The organism is Vibrio antiquarius, assembly GCF_000024825.1.
Lineage (GTDB): Bacteria > Pseudomonadota > Gammaproteobacteria > Enterobacterales > Vibrionaceae > Vibrio > Vibrio diabolicus.
In genome coordinates this window covers 937173-953622 of the sequence record NC_013456.1, presented here as the reverse complement: position 1 = coordinate 953622, position 16450 = coordinate 937173, and the positions used below count along the sequence as shown (strand labels likewise).

At 46.0% G+C, this 16450-nt stretch carries 15 protein-coding genes; 10 read left to right on the top strand and 5 right to left on the bottom strand.

What is annotated here, in order from left to right:
• Window positions 1-127: 127 nt before the first annotated feature.
• Together epd and VEA_RS04590 are read right to left on the bottom strand one after the other, a co-directional pair.
• On the bottom strand, window positions 128-1165 hold the full coding sequence (gene epd, locus VEA_RS04595; RefSeq protein ID WP_006743084.1) for an erythrose-4-phosphate dehydrogenase: 1038 nt from the start codon (window positions 1163-1165) through the stop codon (window positions 128-130).
• A 131-nt stretch (window positions 1166-1296) separates the two neighbouring features.
• Complete coding sequence (locus VEA_RS04590) at window positions 1297-3255, bottom strand: ligand-gated channel protein (RefSeq protein ID WP_006743085.1); 1959 nt, start codon at window positions 3253-3255, stop codon at window positions 1297-1299.
• Window positions 3256-3395: 140 nt separating this feature from the next.
• On the opposite strand from VEA_RS04590, the gene VEA_RS04585 reads away from it, so the two are divergent.
• Window positions 3396-4289, top strand: coding sequence for a LysR family transcriptional regulator (locus VEA_RS04585; RefSeq protein ID WP_006743086.1), 894 nt, complete (start codon window positions 3396-3398; stop codon window positions 4287-4289).
• A 94-nt stretch (window positions 4290-4383) separates the two neighbouring features.
• On the opposite strand, the gene tkt is transcribed toward VEA_RS04585, so the two are convergent.
• Window positions 4384-6378: a transketolase gene (gene tkt / locus VEA_RS04580; RefSeq protein ID WP_005393956.1), complete on the bottom strand. Its 1995-nt coding sequence runs from the start codon at window positions 6376-6378 to the stop codon at window positions 4384-4386.
• A 315-nt stretch (window positions 6379-6693) separates the two neighbouring features.
• Here tkt and metK point away from each other — a divergent pair, with 315 nt between their 5' ends.
• The 8 genes from metK (at window position 6694) to ruvX (ending at window position 13422) form a co-directional block, all read left to right on the top strand.
• Window positions 6694-7848, top strand: coding sequence for a methionine adenosyltransferase (gene metK, locus VEA_RS04575; protein WP_005381027.1), 1155 nt, complete (start codon window positions 6694-6696; stop codon window positions 7846-7848).
• 400 nt (window positions 7849-8248) lie between these two features.
• Window positions 8249-9046, top strand: a complete 798-nt coding sequence (locus VEA_RS04570) for a DUF2189 domain-containing protein (protein WP_005393959.1) — start codon at window positions 8249-8251, stop codon at window positions 9044-9046.
• Between the two features lie 68 nt (window positions 9047-9114).
• Complete coding sequence (locus VEA_RS04565; protein ID WP_012841396.1) at window positions 9115-9612, top strand: SprT family zinc-dependent metalloprotease; 498 nt, start codon at window positions 9115-9117, stop codon at window positions 9610-9612.
• Window positions 9613-9762: 150 nt separating this feature from the next.
• Complete coding sequence (endA, locus tag VEA_RS04560) at window positions 9763-10458, top strand: deoxyribonuclease I (protein WP_006743089.1); 696 nt, start codon at window positions 9763-9765, stop codon at window positions 10456-10458.
• A 116-nt stretch (window positions 10459-10574) separates the two neighbouring features.
• Window positions 10575-11306, top strand: a complete 732-nt coding sequence (gene rsmE / locus VEA_RS04555; RefSeq protein WP_005393970.1) for a 16S rRNA (uracil(1498)-N(3))-methyltransferase — start codon at window positions 10575-10577, stop codon at window positions 11304-11306.
• Between the two features lie 13 nt (window positions 11307-11319).
• A complete protein-coding gene (gene gshB / locus VEA_RS04550; protein WP_006743090.1) occupies window positions 11320-12270 on the top strand; it encodes a glutathione synthase in 951 nt (316 codons plus the stop codon).
• Window positions 12271-12398: 128 nt separating this feature from the next.
• Window positions 12399-12962, top strand: a complete 564-nt coding sequence (locus VEA_RS04545) for a YqgE/AlgH family protein (RefSeq protein WP_005393973.1) — start codon at window positions 12399-12401, stop codon at window positions 12960-12962.
• 34 nt (window positions 12963-12996) lie between these two features.
• Complete coding sequence (gene ruvX, locus VEA_RS04540; RefSeq protein WP_005381017.1) at window positions 12997-13422, top strand: Holliday junction resolvase RuvX; 426 nt, start codon at window positions 12997-12999, stop codon at window positions 13420-13422.
• A 61-nt stretch (window positions 13423-13483) separates the two neighbouring features.
• On the opposite strand, the gene VEA_RS04535 is transcribed toward ruvX, so the two are convergent.
• Together VEA_RS04535 and VEA_RS04530 are read right to left on the bottom strand one after the other, a co-directional pair.
• Entirely contained in the window at window positions 13484-14590 is a 1107-nt protein-coding gene (locus tag VEA_RS04535) for a PilT/PilU family type 4a pilus ATPase (protein ID WP_006743091.1), read from the bottom strand.
• A gap of 20 nt (window positions 14591-14610) precedes the next feature.
• Window positions 14611-15651, bottom strand: coding sequence for a type IV pilus twitching motility protein PilT (locus VEA_RS04530; RefSeq protein WP_005381015.1), 1041 nt, complete (start codon window positions 15649-15651; stop codon window positions 14611-14613).
• A gap of 28 nt (window positions 15652-15679) precedes the next feature.
• On the opposite strand from VEA_RS04530, the gene VEA_RS04525 reads away from it, so the two are divergent.
• Window positions 15680-16381, top strand: a complete 702-nt coding sequence (locus VEA_RS04525; protein ID WP_006743092.1) for a YggS family pyridoxal phosphate-dependent enzyme — start codon at window positions 15680-15682, stop codon at window positions 16379-16381.
• Window positions 16382-16450 lie beyond the last annotated feature (69 nt).

Sequence of the window (16450 nt, the reverse complement as noted above, 5' to 3'; positions counted from 1 at the left end):
TAAAGTTTTTGAAAACTCGGCAACCCTGCCAAGCCTGTTAATTCTTCAAACTGGTTATAGATGATATGGAGATATCATGGATTTATTTCAAGGCTTGAAATAAAAATTCTCCATCACTTCTTCGTCATTACTGCTCCACTTGAGAAGAAGCTTGCATTGCTAAGGCAGTATCCAGCATCCGGTTAGCAAAGCCCCATTCGTTGTCGCACCAAACGAGCATTTTTACGAGTTGCCCGTTACTCACTCTAGTCTGGCTTCCATCTACAATCGCACTATGGGGGTCGTGGTTAAAGTCGATGGAAACGAGTGGCGATTCAGTATAGTCAACAATGTTACGTAATGTACACTGAGATGCGTTAACAATGGTTTGATTTACGTCATTAACTTTCACATTTGTATTAATTGTGACACTTAAATCCATTGCGGTGACGTTAACGGTTGGGACACGAACAGAAATTGCTTCGAATTTGTTGGAAAATTTCGGGAAGATTCTTTCAATCCCCTTATGCAACTTGGTGTCAACCGGAATAATAGATTGGCTAGCAGCGCGGGTACGGCGTAGATCGTTATGGTACGCATCGATTACTTGCTGATCGTTCATGGAAGAGTGAATCGTGGTAATGGTACCGGACTCAATACCGAAGGCTTCGTCTAACACTTTAATGATGGGAACGATACAGTTGGTAGTACAAGAGCCATTGGAGACAACACGGTGCTCGTCTTTCAGAGTTTCGTGGTTCACACCATAGATAATCGTATTATCTATGTCGTTTGCGCCCGGGTGTGAAAACAGCACTTTCTTCGCGCCAGCTTCTATATGCGCTTGCCCATCGGCTTGCGAACCAAACACGCCAGTGCAATCCAAGACAATATCGACTTCTAAATCGCGCCAAGGAAGTAGTTCGAGTTCAGAGAGGTGAAGAATGCGAATAGAGTCATATTCGCCGCTGTCATGATGAACATGCAAGTGTTCTTGGTCGTGGGAGATTTTTTTACCGAAGCGACCATGACTAGTGTCATATTGCAGTAGGTGCGCCATCGCTTCTGGCTGCGCTAATTCGTTAACCGCCACAACCTTGATCTGCTGATGTTTTCCGCTTTCATATACGGCTCGCAGAACATTACGACCTATACGTCCAAATCCATTGATCGCAACCTTTAGCATTTATCCTTCGCCCTACCAAAAATTTCGTGTCACAGATACTACCTGATCAGGCTGAAAAACGCACCTGTTGAATCATAGTAAAGCAGGATTAAAAAAGGCCGAGACAATGCTCGGCCTTATTACAACAATAATTAAAATGCGACGTCTAAACCTAACCAGTAGCGACGACCATCTTCGACATATCCGTATTCTTCGTAACTGATTTCCTCATCCAGCAAGTTATAGATCGCGCCTTTAATACGAGTATTGTCGGTTAACTGGTATGTCACACCAGCGTCCACAAAGGTATAAGCAGGCTCTACAATACTGTTTCTTGATGGGCCAGTAACCGGATCCATTTCTTTACCTCGGTAAGTGACTTTAGCCCAGCTTTCTAGATCTGTTGTTGTTTGCCAAGTTACATCCACATTAAACAAATGCTTTGGTAACTGCTGCAGCGGCATGCCTTTGTATTCACCTGTTTTTTGCTCTGAGTCGGTAAATGTGTAGCTAGAGCTGAGGTAAATGGTTTCCGTTAATGGCGATGCTAAGGTCGCTTCAATACCTTGTGTAACCGCTTCGTCCACGTTAATGCGGTACGTTGGATCTGCCCCCCATTGGTTTGGTCCATCTGTACAGATGGTATCTGGACAAACAACACGTGTGATCTTGTCTTTGAACTCATTATGGAACGCAGTCAAAGAGACATCTAAACCAGAGTCACCTTGATACAAGACACTGATTTCTTTGTTTAGCGACGTTTCAGGGTCAAGGTCTGGGTTACCGTAGATATTACCGCCGCCACTGACTTGCGCCCAACCAGGAGTAATTTCACGTAATTGCGGAGAACGGAAACCTGTTGCCACGCCACCTTTCACAGTCCAAGACGGGTCAACTCGCCATACACCATAGACACGCGGACTAAAGTGCGCGCCATAGTTTTCGTCATGATCTAGACGACCACCAAGCGTAACGCTAAACGGATCGGCGATTCTCCATTCATCTTCAATGAAAACAGCCCACTGCGTATTCGATGTTTCGCTCTTCGATGACGCTTTGTTGGAGGTGAAATCCTCAAGCTCTGCATGAGTGGCGTCCACACCAGTCGTCAACGTATGGTTTCCAATACCAGTCACCAAGCTCGATTTGAACGTGGTGTTGGTGATCGTCATCTCGCGAGATTTGTTCTCGCTCTCTTCACGTTGTAAGTAAGTATCTGAGATGCCAACCGAGTCCCAGTCGCCATTGTGACTTAGCGTTACATAATTACGACGATATTCGTTGAGTGAATCCTCACAACCTCTTCGGCAACCCGTCGTTGGTACGGAAAGGCCAACGTTACCGCGACGACTTTGTGCCGATGTGCCACCCTCTAGTTGCACAGAATGGCGGTCACTAATCTGGTAGGTCAGTTTTGAAGAGATACTTTGCATATCTTTATCTTCATAACCGTACTCAATATCGTCTTCTTCTCTTGCGGTATACTGACCGTATACTTGGAGAGATAGATTTTCGGCTAGCGGCCCATTGACGAAGAAATTCGCGCTCTGCTCTCCGCCCGAGCGACTGTTTTCTTGCAGAACCGTGCCTAACTGAACATTACCTGTCCACTCCATCGCGTCTTTTCGCGTGATCACGTTAATTACACCACCAATCGCATCAGAGCCATAAAGCGTCGACATTGGACCACGGATAACTTCAATTCGCTCAATCGCTTGAAGAGGGGGTAACCAGCCTTGTTCGATACCAGGGCCGTCACTATTTGGGCGAGTTTCACGTGTGCTTTGACGTTTACCATCGACCAGTATCAAAGTGTATTTAGAACCCATACCACGGATACTGATATCGGTAGTGTCACCACCACCTGTTACGACGACACCAGGCACACTTTTTAGTGCATCAGTCACATCGCGGTAATAACGAGAGTCCAACTCCTCACGCGAAATCACACTAATACTTGCAGGCGCGTCCGCTTGAGATTGCTCATAACTTGATGCAGTTACAACCACTGTTTCCATTTTAGAAACCGCATCATTGGCAAACACATGAGGGACACTGACGAAGGCTAAAATACCAGTTGCAGTAATAACTGGCAGTCTAAGAGTAGACATCTACATCTCCATAATTGATAATGATTATTATTTTCGAAAGTGAATTATTCACAAATAGAATGAGATGCATAGTGAGAGTTATGGAACGGTTCTTCCCATTTATGGAACCCGTGCATAACGCAGTAAGGAGTTAATGAAATATGCACGACTTAGCATCAATTCGAGCCTTTGATGCGCTCAATCAGCATAAGAGTTTGACCGCCGCTGCCAAGGCCCTTAACCAGCCTAAATCAACGCTGAGTCGTCGCTTAGCACAATTAGAAGAAGATTTCGGTCAGGCTCTCACCGCAAGACAAGGTAACCGATTAGTTCTGACAAGGGCGGGAGAAATTTTTGCCCACTACAGTCGCCAGATTCTTGAGCTAAGTGAAGAGAGTTATGACGCACTTCAAGGTTTAACAAACCAAGTTTCAGGGCCGCTGCATATTGTTTGTCACACAGCATTAGTTAGAAGTTGGCTAGGAGGTGTGCTCAACGGCTTTCTTGCCGATAATCCTGACGTTAGGGTTCAACTTACCAGTGACTTTTCTGAAGCGCACCATGACCCAGATTTGTTCATCTGGCTCGGTGAGCGTAAAGATCTCGATTGGCGCAAAGAGGTATTAGGCTCATTTCGTTACACGCCCTTTGCCTCTCCAGCTTATCTTGAACAACACGGTTCGATCCTGCACCCCAAAGAGCTTGAAGCGCATCCGTGGATCGATTTTGGCTCGGTACAAGAAAATGGATTGATGCTCACACACCCTCAACACGGTGAGTTCTTTTTAGAGCCATTTGTGAGTCGCTTATACAGCGACAACATCGCAATGCAGATCGACAGCATCGCGAATGGTCATGGTATTGGACTGTTGCCAACTTGGACAGCAAGCGGCTACGAGAAACATCATCCGGGTCGAATCACACCTTGCTTAGAAGGTTGGCTTTCAGAGCCCATCTCCATTAACTGCTATACGCCTGCAGGAAGACCACCACTGCGCTTATCCGTACTTTTAGACTGTATTCACCAAAGCATTCCACAAGGTTGGAAAACCTGACAAAAAACAAAAAAGGCCATCGCAATGATGGCCTTTTCAACTTTAGTATCTAACAGTCGTCCTTTACGTTCGGACTATTGAGACAATCTAGCAGTTACGCTAGCAATTCTTTTGCTGTGTTCACTACGTTTTCAGTCGTGAAGCCAAACATCTCGAATAGTTGACCAGCAGGTGCAGATTCACCAAATGTCGTCATGCCGATGATGCGACCGTCGAAACCAACGTACTTGTACCAGAAGTCTGCGATGCCCGCTTCGATAGCGATGCGTGCCGTTACGTCTGATGGCAATACTGCTTCACGGTAAGCGGCGTCTTGTTTGTCGAATGCATCTGTTGATGGCATTGAAACCACGCGCACTTTCTTACCTTCTGCTGTTAGTTGAGTCGCAGCTTCTACTGCTAGCTCAACTTCAGAGCCTGTTGCGATAAGGATAAGCTCTGGCTTGCCTTCACAATCTTTCAGGATGTAAGCACCTTTCGCGATGTTCGCTACTTGCTCAGCTGTACGATCTTGTTGCGCTAAGTTTTGACGAGAGAAGATAAGTGCTGTTGGTGCATCTTTACGTTCAATCGCTAGTTTCCATGCTACGGCAGACTCAACCTGGTCACATGGACGCCATGTGCTCATGTTTGGCGTTACGCGTAGAGATGCCATTTGCTCAACAGGTTGGTGAGTTGGGCCATCTTCGCCAAGACCGATCGAATCGTGCGTGTACACTTGGATATTCTGAATTTTCATCAGCGCAGCCATACGCATTGCGTTACGAGCGTATTCCATGAACATTAGGAATGTCGCACCGTAGGGAACGAAACCACCGTGCAATGCGATACCGTTGATGATAGCGGTCATACCGAATTCACGTACACCGTAGTGGATGTAGTTGCCAGAGAAGTCATCCGTTTCTAGAGACTTAGAACCAGACCACATGGTCAGGTTAGAAGGCGCTAGGTCAGCAGAACCACCCATAAACTCAGGAAGCATTTGACCAAACGCTTCTAGTGCATTTTGCGATGCTTTACGTGATGCAATGTTCGCTGGGTTTGCTTGAAGATCAGCAATGATTTGGTTCGCTTTTTCTTCCCATTCCGCTGGAAGTTCGCCGTTTAGACGACGTTTAAGCTCTGCTGCTTCTGCAGGGTAAGCTGCTGCGTATGCTTCGAACTTTTCATTCCAAGCCGCTTCTTTCGCTGCACCTGCTTCTTTTGCGTCCCACTCAGCGTAAACATCTGCAGGGATTTCAAATGGACCGTACTCCCAACCTAGGTATTCGCGAGCCGCTTGAATCTCATCGTGACCTAATGGCGCACCGTGACAGTCGTGCGAGCCAGACTTGTTAGGAGAACCGAAACCGATAATTGTTTTAGTACAGATTAGAGTCGGGCGAGGATCCGCTTTAGCCGCTTCAATCGCTGCGTTGATTGCTTCAGGATCGTGACCGTCTACCGCTGGGATTACGTGCCAGCCGTAAGCTTCGAAACGCTTAGGTGTATCGTCAGAGAACCAACCTTCAACGTGACCGTCGATAGAGATACCGTTGTCATCCCAAAACGCGATCAGTTTGCCTAGACCTAGCGTACCTGCTAGAGAGCATGCTTCGTGCGAGATGCCTTCCATTAGACAGCCGTCACCCATGAACACATACGTAAAGTGGTCAACGATGTCGTGGCCTTCTTTGTTGAACTGTGCCGCTAGTGCTTTCTCTGCGATAGCCATACCAACAGCATTAGTGATGCCTTGGCCAAGAGGACCCGTTGTTGTCTCGATACCAGGCGCGTAACCGTACTCTGGGTGACCTGGGGTTTTTGAGTGCAATTGACGGAAGTTTTTCAGATCGTCAATAGATAGCTCATAACCGCTTAAGTGCAGTAGAGAGTAAATAAGCATTGAGCCGTGACCGTTTGATAGCACGAAGCGGTCGCGGTCGGCCCACTCTGGGTTTGATGGGTTGTGGTTTAGGTGAGAGCGCCAAAGAACTTCAGCGATATCAGCCATACCCATTGGTGCGCCTGGGTGGCCTGAGTTAGCTTGTTGAACACCATCCATGCTTAGAGCACGAATTGCATTGGCAAGATGTTTACGAGACGACATGTCTGCTCCTGAGTACATTAAGCGAAACGAAAAGTAGGTCATAATTCTCTCAAAGCCCTGTTGGGTGTGCAAACGTTTTCCAGTCCAAAACCTCACAAATATTGCACCTTTCGCGCCAAATCGTTCGAAGTTCTTAAAATTGTCAATAAATCAGGCAAACGTTTGGTTATAACAAAAACCAAAAAAGAGCTTGTAATTCGAGCAATCAAATTTAGAATAGACGTCTAGATGTAGATACACCTACAAAAATTAGTATTAATTTGCGCTGGAGAGTTTATCATTCCCCAGTTTTAAACCAGATATAGTGGAGCTAACATGGCTAAGCACCTGTTTACTTCTGAGTCAGTATCAGAAGGTCATCCAGATAAAATTGCAGACCAGATTTCTGATGCGGTTCTTGACGCGATTCTAGAGCAAGATCCAAAGGCTCGTGTTGCATGTGAGACTTACGTTAAAACCGGTATGGTAATGGTGGGTGGTGAAATCACGACTTCAGCATGGGTAGACATCGAAGAGTTAACTCGTGAAACCGTTCGTGAAATCGGCTACGTACATTCAGATATGGGCTTTGACGCAGATTCTTGTGCGGTACTAAACACAATCGGTAAACAGTCGCCAGATATCAACCAAGGTGTTGATAAAGCTGACCCTAAAGAACAAGGTGCAGGCGACCAAGGCATTATGTTTGGTTACGCTTGTAACGAAACTGAAGTACTAATGCCAGCGCCAATTACTTACTCTCACCGTCTTGTTCAAAAGCAAGCAGAAGTTCGTAAAAACGGCACACTACCTTGGTTGCGTCCTGATGCAAAATCTCAGGTAACGTTCCAATACGATCAAGGTAACATCGTTGGTATCGACGCGGTTGTTCTTTCAACTCAACACTGTGATTCAATCTCAACTTCAGACCTGCGTGAAGCGGTAATGGAAGAGATCATTAAACCAGTGCTACCTTCTGAGTGGATCAACAAAGAAACAAACTTCTTCATCAACCCAACTGGTCGCTTCGTAATCGGTGGTCCTATGGGTGACTGTGGTCTAACAGGCCGTAAGATCATCGTAGATACTTACGGCGGCGCAGCTCGTCACGGTGGCGGTGCGTTCTCTGGTAAAGATCCATCAAAAGTTGACCGTAGTGCAGCATACGCAGCACGTTACGTAGCGAAAAACATCGTAGCGGCTGGCATGGCTGACCGTTGTGAGATCCAACTTTCTTACGCAATCGGTGTTGCTGATCCAACGTCTATCATGGTGGAAACGTTCGGTACTGAGAAAGTATCTCACGACATCATCATTGAAGCGGTTCGTCAATTCTTCGACCTACGTCCATACGGTCTACAAGAAATGCTTAACCTTCTTCAACCTATCTACAAGAAGACAGCGGCTTACGGTCACTTCGGTCGTGAAGAATTCCCGTGGGAAGCGACAGACAAAGCTGCACTTCTACGTGATTTCGCTGGCATCAAATAATCAAGCCAAGCAAGAATTAATCAAGCCCTCGCCTCTGGCGGGGGCTTTTTATTTTCAGCAACTTTTATCCAGCCATTTCGACTAATACCGCCCCGCCTCACGAAGTAGTCGTGTTTTTCCCTCACTTTTATACCGAATAAATTTTCAGCAATTATTTGTAAATTATCCCATCTCCGCCAATAGTTAAAATATTGTTAATTCCAATTTAAATAGAGACGTCGGATGCTGGCGATGTGGCAGCAACACTTAATAAAGACACGAGTCAGGCATCTTTATGGCCGATACCAAACTAAGCCAATGCTCAGATGTAAACTTGAAAAAGTCGCTTCAAGTTTGACTGAACAAAAACCGCTGTCAGTTGGTATAAGCGGATAATGTGGGAATAAATCAAGGAGGAGTTATGCCTCGAACTGTTAATCCATCGGACTTCCACAACAAGAGAAAGGAAGTGCCAGATAACGAATACGCCAGAACCATACCGTGCAATACGGTCAATCTTTCTGCACCTTTTCATTGGCTCGCATTAGGTCTGCATGATTTCGTGCGAATGCCCCTCATCAGTGCTTTCTATGGCATCTGTTTTATGGCGGCTGCCATAGGCATTGTTTTGCTCGTTCAGTGGCAAGGCACACACTTGGTCGTCATGCCCAGTTTGATTGTTTACATGTTAATCGGTCCGTTTCTCGCGCTCGGCTTGTATGATGCCAGTTGGGAGAGAGAGCGCGGACACAAAGCAAGCTTGTTCCATTCAATGAAAGCGATCGGTCGTAATTCAACATCTCAATGGGCATTCGCCGTGTTACTCGCAGTGTGTATGATATTTTGGATGCGTATTGCCGCTCTACTTCATGCGCTTTACCCTTCTGTTCAAGGGGCATCTTTAAGTGAGTTCCTCCCCTTCCTTGTCATCGGCTCTCTAGTTGGCTTTGTTTTGGCTTGTGTGGTGTTTAGCATTTCAGCCTTTTCTATTCCGCTCATGATGGAGCGTCGCGTAGACATGATGACCGCTGTATTTACTAGCTTTAATGCGGTGAAATCCAACATTCCAGCGATGATTGTTTGGGCGGCGATCATCTGCGGCGGTATTCTTATCGGCTTTGCAACGTACGGGATCGGAATGTTGTTTACCATGCCAATTCTAGGCTACGGTACATGGCACGCTTACCATGCCACCATCAAGAAAAAACACACTCCGTAATTAACTGATGCTATGATCTGGCCCTCGCGAATGCGGGGGCTTTTTTATTTGATTTATCGAGGTGAGTTGTGGATATAGAACTAAGCTATAAAGCCAAGCAAGTGATGGCGGACTGCATCGCGATGGCAGAGCAAGCTTTCAAACGTTCTTTTCCTATTCCAACGGTCACCTTCAACGTCCGCGGAAAAGCGGCAGGAAAAGCCTACCTTCAATTAAATCAAGTTCGCCTAAACCCCGTTTTATTTCGCGAAAACACCCAAGCATTCTTAGATGAAGTCATTCCTCACGAGGTGGCTCACCTGATTACTTATCAGGTTTACGGACGAGTTAGACCTCACGGCAAAGAATGGCAAGGTGTCATGGAAGCCGTATTTAAAGTGCCCGCCAAAACCACTCACAGCTTTGAAGTAAAATCCGTTCAAGGTAAAACCTTTGAGTATCGTTGTGGCTGTATGACCTACCCTCTATCGATTCGCCGTCATAATAAAGTGCTGCGCAAAGAGGCGACGTACTCTTGTCAAAAATGCCGCCAACCACTTAACTTCACAGGCGTTCAATTATCGTAATCTATATCTCATAGTGTTACTTGCGTTCCCAAAATAAAGATCGAGTTTATCAAAACCTTCCCTTCGCCATTTATTGTTAACTTACTCATCACTAAAGCTATTTTATGCGTGTTATCATGAATAAAGTCATACTTTATAAAGACTTTAATCATGAAATACCTATTCTCTTTGTTACTTATCGCGCTTTCTAGCACTGCGGTTGCCGCGCCACCAAGCTCATTCTCTGCCGCCAAACGTGAGGCGGTAAAAATTTATCAAGACCATCCAACAAGCTTTTACTGTGGCTGCAACATTCAATGGCAAGACAAAAAAGGCTCCCCAGATTTAGCCTCTTGCGGTTACCAAGTCCGTAAACAGGAAAAGCGGGCCGCACGAATCGAATGGGAGCATGTGGTACCTGCGTGGCAATTTGGCCACCAGCGTCAATGCTGGCAAGATGGCGGACGTAAAAACTGCAAGAAAAAAGACAAAACCTTTCGCTTGATGGAAGCAGACCTGCACAACCTAACCCCTGCCATTGGTGAAGTAAACGGTGACCGTTCGAACTACAACTTTAGCCAATGGAACGGTATCGATGGCGTGAGTTATGGTCGCTGTGAGATGCAAGTGAACTTTAAGCAGCGTAAAGTCATGCCACCAGACCGTGCTCGAGGTTCGATTGCTCGTACCTACCTATACATGAGCAAAGAGTACGGCTTTAAATTATCAAAACAGCAAACGCAGTTGATGAGTGCTTGGAACAAAACCTACCCAGTCGATAAATGGGAATGTGAGCGTGACGAGCGCATTGCCAAAGTACAAGGCAATCATAACCCATTTGTTCAAAAAGCCTGTCGCGCACTCTAGTACTCCTCTACCTTGAAGCGTTTCAATAACTGATATTGAAACGCTTCTTGCCCCTTGTTTTTTCGGTGGAAAGCATCCATGTTAGGGTTTAAGTTTATTCTCTTGCTGGAAATCTCATGCGTATCCCTCGAATTTATCATCCAGAAACCATTCATCAACTTGGCTCACTTGCTTTAAGTGACGACGCAGCAGGCCATATCGGCCGTGTTCTGCGCATGAAAGAAGGCCAAGACGTTCTCCTATTTGACGGCAGCGGCGCAGAATTCCCAGCGGTTATCAGTGAAGTCAGCAAAAAGACGGTTTTGGTTAACATTACCGAGCGTGTAGAAAACAGTATTGAATCCCCTTTAGACCTGCACCTTGGTCAAGTTATTTCACGTGGCGATAAGATGGAGTTCACTATCCAAAAGTCAGTGGAACTTGGCGTCAATACCATCACACCTTTGATTTCCGAACGTTGTGGCGTCAAGCTTGACCAAAAGCGCTTTGAGAAAAAACTCGCGCAATGGCAAAAAATCGCCATCAGTGCCTGTGAGCAGTGTGGACGCAATGTCGTTCCAGAAATTCGTCCAATTATGAGCTTGGAAGAGTGGTGTAAAGAAGAGTACGATGGCTTAAAGCTCAATCTTCATCCTCGTGCTAACTACTCAATCAACACACTGCCAACACCTGTTGAGAAAGTGCGCCTACTGATCGGCCCTGAAGGCGGTTTATCGTCTGAAGAGATCGAGATGACTCGAGAATATCAATTTGAAGAAACGCTACTCGGCCCTCGCGTTCTGCGCACCGAAACAGCGGCTCTGACAGCAATTACAGCCTTACAAGTTCGTTTCGGCGATCTTGGTTAAACGGAGAAAAATAATGATCAAACTCGGCATTGTGATGGACCCAATTTCGTCCATTAACATCAAAAAAGACTCTAGCTTTGCCATGATGCTTGAAGCGCAACGACGCGGCTATGAAATCCACTACATGGAAATGAATGATCTGCATCTCGATCAAGGCGTTGCCATTGCAGATACTAAAGTGGTGGAGCTAAAAGAAGATCCAAACGGTTGGTACGAGTTCAAATCAGAGCAAACGATCGAACTGTCTGAGCTAGACGCTGTACTAATGCGTAAAGATCCTCCGTTTGACACAGAATACATCTACGCGACTTACATCCTTGAGCGTGCAGAAGAACAAGGTGCACTGATCGTTAACAAACCTCAAAGTCTACGTGATTGTAATGAAAAACTGTTTACAGCGTGGTTCCCTGAGCTGACACCAACGACAATCGTGACGCGAAAAGCAGAGAAAATTAAAGAGTTTCGTGAAAAACATGGTGATGTCATCCTAAAACCGCTTGATGGTATGGGCGGCGCATCTATCTTCCGCGTAAAAGAAAACGACCCTAATGTCTCTGTAATCATCGAGACACTGACCAACCACGGTCAAAACTACGCAATGGCGCAAACCTTCGTGCCAGATATCAGCAACGGTGACAAACGTATCTTAGTCGTAGATGGTGAACCAATGCCTTACTGTCTAGCTCGTATTCCTGCAAAAGGTGAAACGCGCGGCAACCTTGCGGCTGGTGGCACAGGTGAGGCTCGACCACTAAGCGAGACCGATATTAAGATTGCTCAAACTGTGGCTCCTACACTGAAAGAAAAAGGCCTTATCTTTGTTGGCCTTGACGTAATTGGCGACAAGCTAACAGAAATCAACGTCACCAGCCCAACCTGTATTCGCGAAATTGAAGCGGCTTTTGATATCTCAATCACAGGCAAACTGATGGATGCGATTGAGCGTCGAGTAAAAGGCGAATAACTCAAACTGTATTACAGTTAATAGAGAGCGTAGTACATTAACTTAAGCAAACTCATGCACATACCTAGATGGTAAACTGTATGATGTTTGCTTAAGGGCATTTACGAGAGTTAAGGGTCAATATGAGTATGAATCTCACAAATCACTTTTTAGTTGCCATGCCTGGGATGAAAGATCCGTACTTTCAAAACAGCGTGATCTACGTTTGTGAGCACAACGAAGACGGCGCTATGGGATTGATGATCAATGCTCCTGTTGATATCACCGTCGGCAACATGCTCAAGCAGGTGGAAGTTCAGCCAGTACACCCGCGCCTATTTGAAGCCAGCCTAGATAGACCAGTCTACAATGGCGGCCCAATCTCGGAAGATCGTGGTTTTATTCTGCATAAACCTAAAGATTACTACGAGTCCAGCGTCCAAATGACTGATGATCTCGCGGTAACCACTTCACGTGATATTCTTTCGGTGTTAGGAACAGAAGCAGAACCAAGTGATTACTTAGTGGCACTTGGCTATTCAGGTTGGAGTGCAGGCCAATTAGAAAATGAGCTGGTCGAAAACTCTTGGCTCACCATTGAAGCGACGCCTGAAATTATCTTTAATACACCAATCAACGAGCGTTGGAAGAAAGCGGTCGAAAAGCTGGGCATCGACCCAAGTCATCTTTCAGCAGACTCTGGACATGCTTAGTCCGAAATACAGTTACATTAGATAGAGACACCTTATGTCACGCACAATTATGGCTTTTGACTTTGGAACCAAAAGCATTGGTAGCGCTATTGGCCAAGAAATTACTGGTACGGCTTCCCCATTAAAAGCCTTTAAAGCCAATGACGGTATTCCAAATTGGGACGATATCGAAAAGCAAATCAAAGAGTGGCAGCCAGATTTGCTAGTGGTCGGTTTACCAACTGATCTTCATGGCAAAGACCTTGAGACCATAACCCCTCGTGCACGAAAATTTGCTAAGCGTCTGCAAGGCCGATACGGCTTACCTGTTGAACTGCATGATGAGCGATTATCTACAGCAGAAGCTCGTGCGGAGTTGTTCAGCATGGGCGGCTACAAAGCCCTATCGAAAGGGAATGTGGACTGCCAGTCAGCGGTGGTGATTCTAGAAAGCTGGTTTGAAGCCCTCTGGGGTGAATAAAACACAATACTCAAAACAAGAAAAGGTTGGCAAGTGCCAACCTTTTTTCGTCTAAACACGCTTAATCCATATCGATCTTAACGTTAGCAAGACTGCCCGTAGAGAATGCTTCGCCACGCTGTGTTTTCAACATCAAGCGCAAATCATTCGCCGAATCGGCACTGTGCAGCGCGTCCTCTTCGCTGATCTTACCTTGCATCACCAACTTATAAAGAGATTGATCGAACGTCAGCATACCAAACTCATTTGAGCGAGCCATGGTTGACTTCAACTCATGCAAATCTCCGCGACGGATCAAATCCGACACACGTGGGCTATTTAGCAAGATCTCAAACACACCATGACGCCCCTGCCCATTTTTATCTCGGATCAGCTGCTGACCAACCACGCCTTTTAGGTTCATCGACAAGTCGAACAAGAATTGTTCTTTTTGATCTTTCGGTACCAAGTGAAGAATGCGCTCTAAAGCTTGGTTGGCATTGTTGGCGTGCAACGTTGCCATACACAAATGGCCCGTTTCGGCGAAGGTCATCGCGTATTCCATTGTTTCACGGCTACGGATCTCGCCAATCAAAATCATATCTGGCGCTTGACGCAGCGAGTTTTTAAGCGCAACTTCATAGCTTTCCGTATCTAACCCAACTTCGCGTTGAGTCACGATACAGCGCTTGTGCTCATGCACGAATTCGATCGGATCTTCGACCGTCAAAATGTGTCCCGTCTTGTTGCTGTTTCGATAGCCCGTCATTGCCGCCATTGTGGTGGATTTACCTGACCCAGTAGCACCGACCACCAGCACCAAACCACGCTTAGCTATTGCCAAATCTTGCAACACTAACGGTAACTTTAACTGCTCAAAAGTGGGAATATTGGTTTCAATACGACGAATCACTGCGCCTGGTAATTCCCGTTGAAAAAAAGCACTAACACGGAAGCGGCCACAATCTCTCACAATGGCAAAATTCGATTCACGACTTTTACGAAATTCCTGACGCCGATCTGGCTCCATAGCACTGTCGAGTAATGCCGCCACATCACTCTCGGTGAGTTTTTCACCTTGAGGTCGCAATTCGCCATCCACGCGAAACAAAATTGGCGCACCAACCGTGATGTACAGATCCGACGCTTTCAGCGCCAGCATACCTTCGAGAAATTTATTTAGATCCATCTTCCGTGTTCACCTACGTATTACGAGAATTGCTGCACTTCTAACCCGATCTTACTATCGACCTCTTCACGAGCGACCATACCTTGTGCCATTAACTGACGAGCATTTTGCTCCATGGTTTGCATGCCGTGAGCCGCACCAGTTTGAATGATCGAATACATCTGCGCGACTTTGTCTTCGCGGATCAAGTTACGAATCGCAGGCGTTGCCATCATGATTTCATGGCATGCAATACGGCCACCACCATTACGTTTCAATAACTTTTGCGCGATAACCGAACGAAGGGATTCAGAAAGCATCGAGCGCACCATGTCTTTATCGCTGCCAGGGAACACATCGATAATACGGTCAATGGTTTTTGCCGCCGAGCTGGTGTGTAACGTTCCGAACACTAAGTGCCCCGTTTCCGCCGCCGTTAACGCAAGGCTGATGGTTTCTTTGTCACGCATCTCACCAACCAGAATGACATCTGGGTCTTCACGTAATGCGCTGCGCAGTGCGTTTTGGAAACTATGCGTATCACGGTGTACTTCACGCTGGTTGATCAAACATTTATTGTTGTTGTGAACAAATTCAATCGGATCTTCAATTGTGAGTACGTGCTTGTTGTGATTACGATTAATGTAGTCAACAATGGCTGCTAAGGTCGTCGATTTACCAGAACCTGTTGGGCCAGTAACCAGAACTAAGCCTTTTTCAGCGTTCGCAATTTTTTTGAAGATCTCGGGAGCTTCCAGCTCTTCCAAAGTTGGAATGCTACTTGGAATGGTACGGAATACTGCCGCACAGCCACGAGATTGGTTGAAAGCGTTGACACGGAAACGACCAACGTTATGCAACTCAAAAGAGAAGTCGACTTCGAGTTTTTCTTCGAACTCACTGCGTTGGGCATCGTTCATGATTTCGAAAACCAAACGATGCACTTCTTGGTGTGTAAACGCTGGAATGCCTAGTTTTCTCACATCCCCATCAATACGAACCATTGGTGGGACACCTGCAGAAAGATGTAGATCCGAGGCATTATGTTTTACACTAAAATCCAGTAACTCAGTGATATCCATTTAAAATCCTTAAGTCTAAAGTACAGCTATGAGTAGTATTCAACAAAATATTGAACATATCACCTCTCAAATTCGATATGACGAACAAAAATTTGGTCGAACTCCAGAGTCAGTGCAACTTCTAGCGGTAAGCAAAACTAAACCTGTCGAGGCAATTCTCGAAGCCCACCAAGCGGGACAAACCGCCTTTGGTGAAAACTACGTCCAAGAGGGCGTCAGTAAAGTTCAGCACTTTGCCGAGCATTATCCAGATAATCGAATCGAATGGCACTTCATTGGCCCGATTCAGTCGAATAAATCGCGACTTGTTGCCGAACATTTCGATTGGGTTCACACCATCGATCGAACCAAGATTGCTCAACGCCTGAATGATCAGCGTCCAAGCGAACTTAAACCGCTACAAGTTCTGATTCAGGTTAACACCAGTGGTGAAGCATCTAAGTCTGGTGTCACCGAAGCGGAAGTATTCGAGCTGGCGGAGTTGATTTCTCGCCTACCCAACCTCACTTTAAGAGGGTTGATGTCGATTCCTGCCAACGTGTCTGACTACGAATCACAACTTCATGAGTTTCAGAAGTTGGCCACATTGAAGCAAACACTCGAAGCTCAGTTCCCAGAAATCGATACATTATCAATGGGAATGAGTGGTGATATGACCGCTGCAATCGAAGCTGGTAGTACAATGGTTCGTATTGGAACCGCTATTTTCGGCGCGCGAGACTACAGCTAAATCAACAAAACGCTCACTAGCGACATAAATTCGTCGTTAAATTAAAGAGTAAATCGCGCAATCATCTTA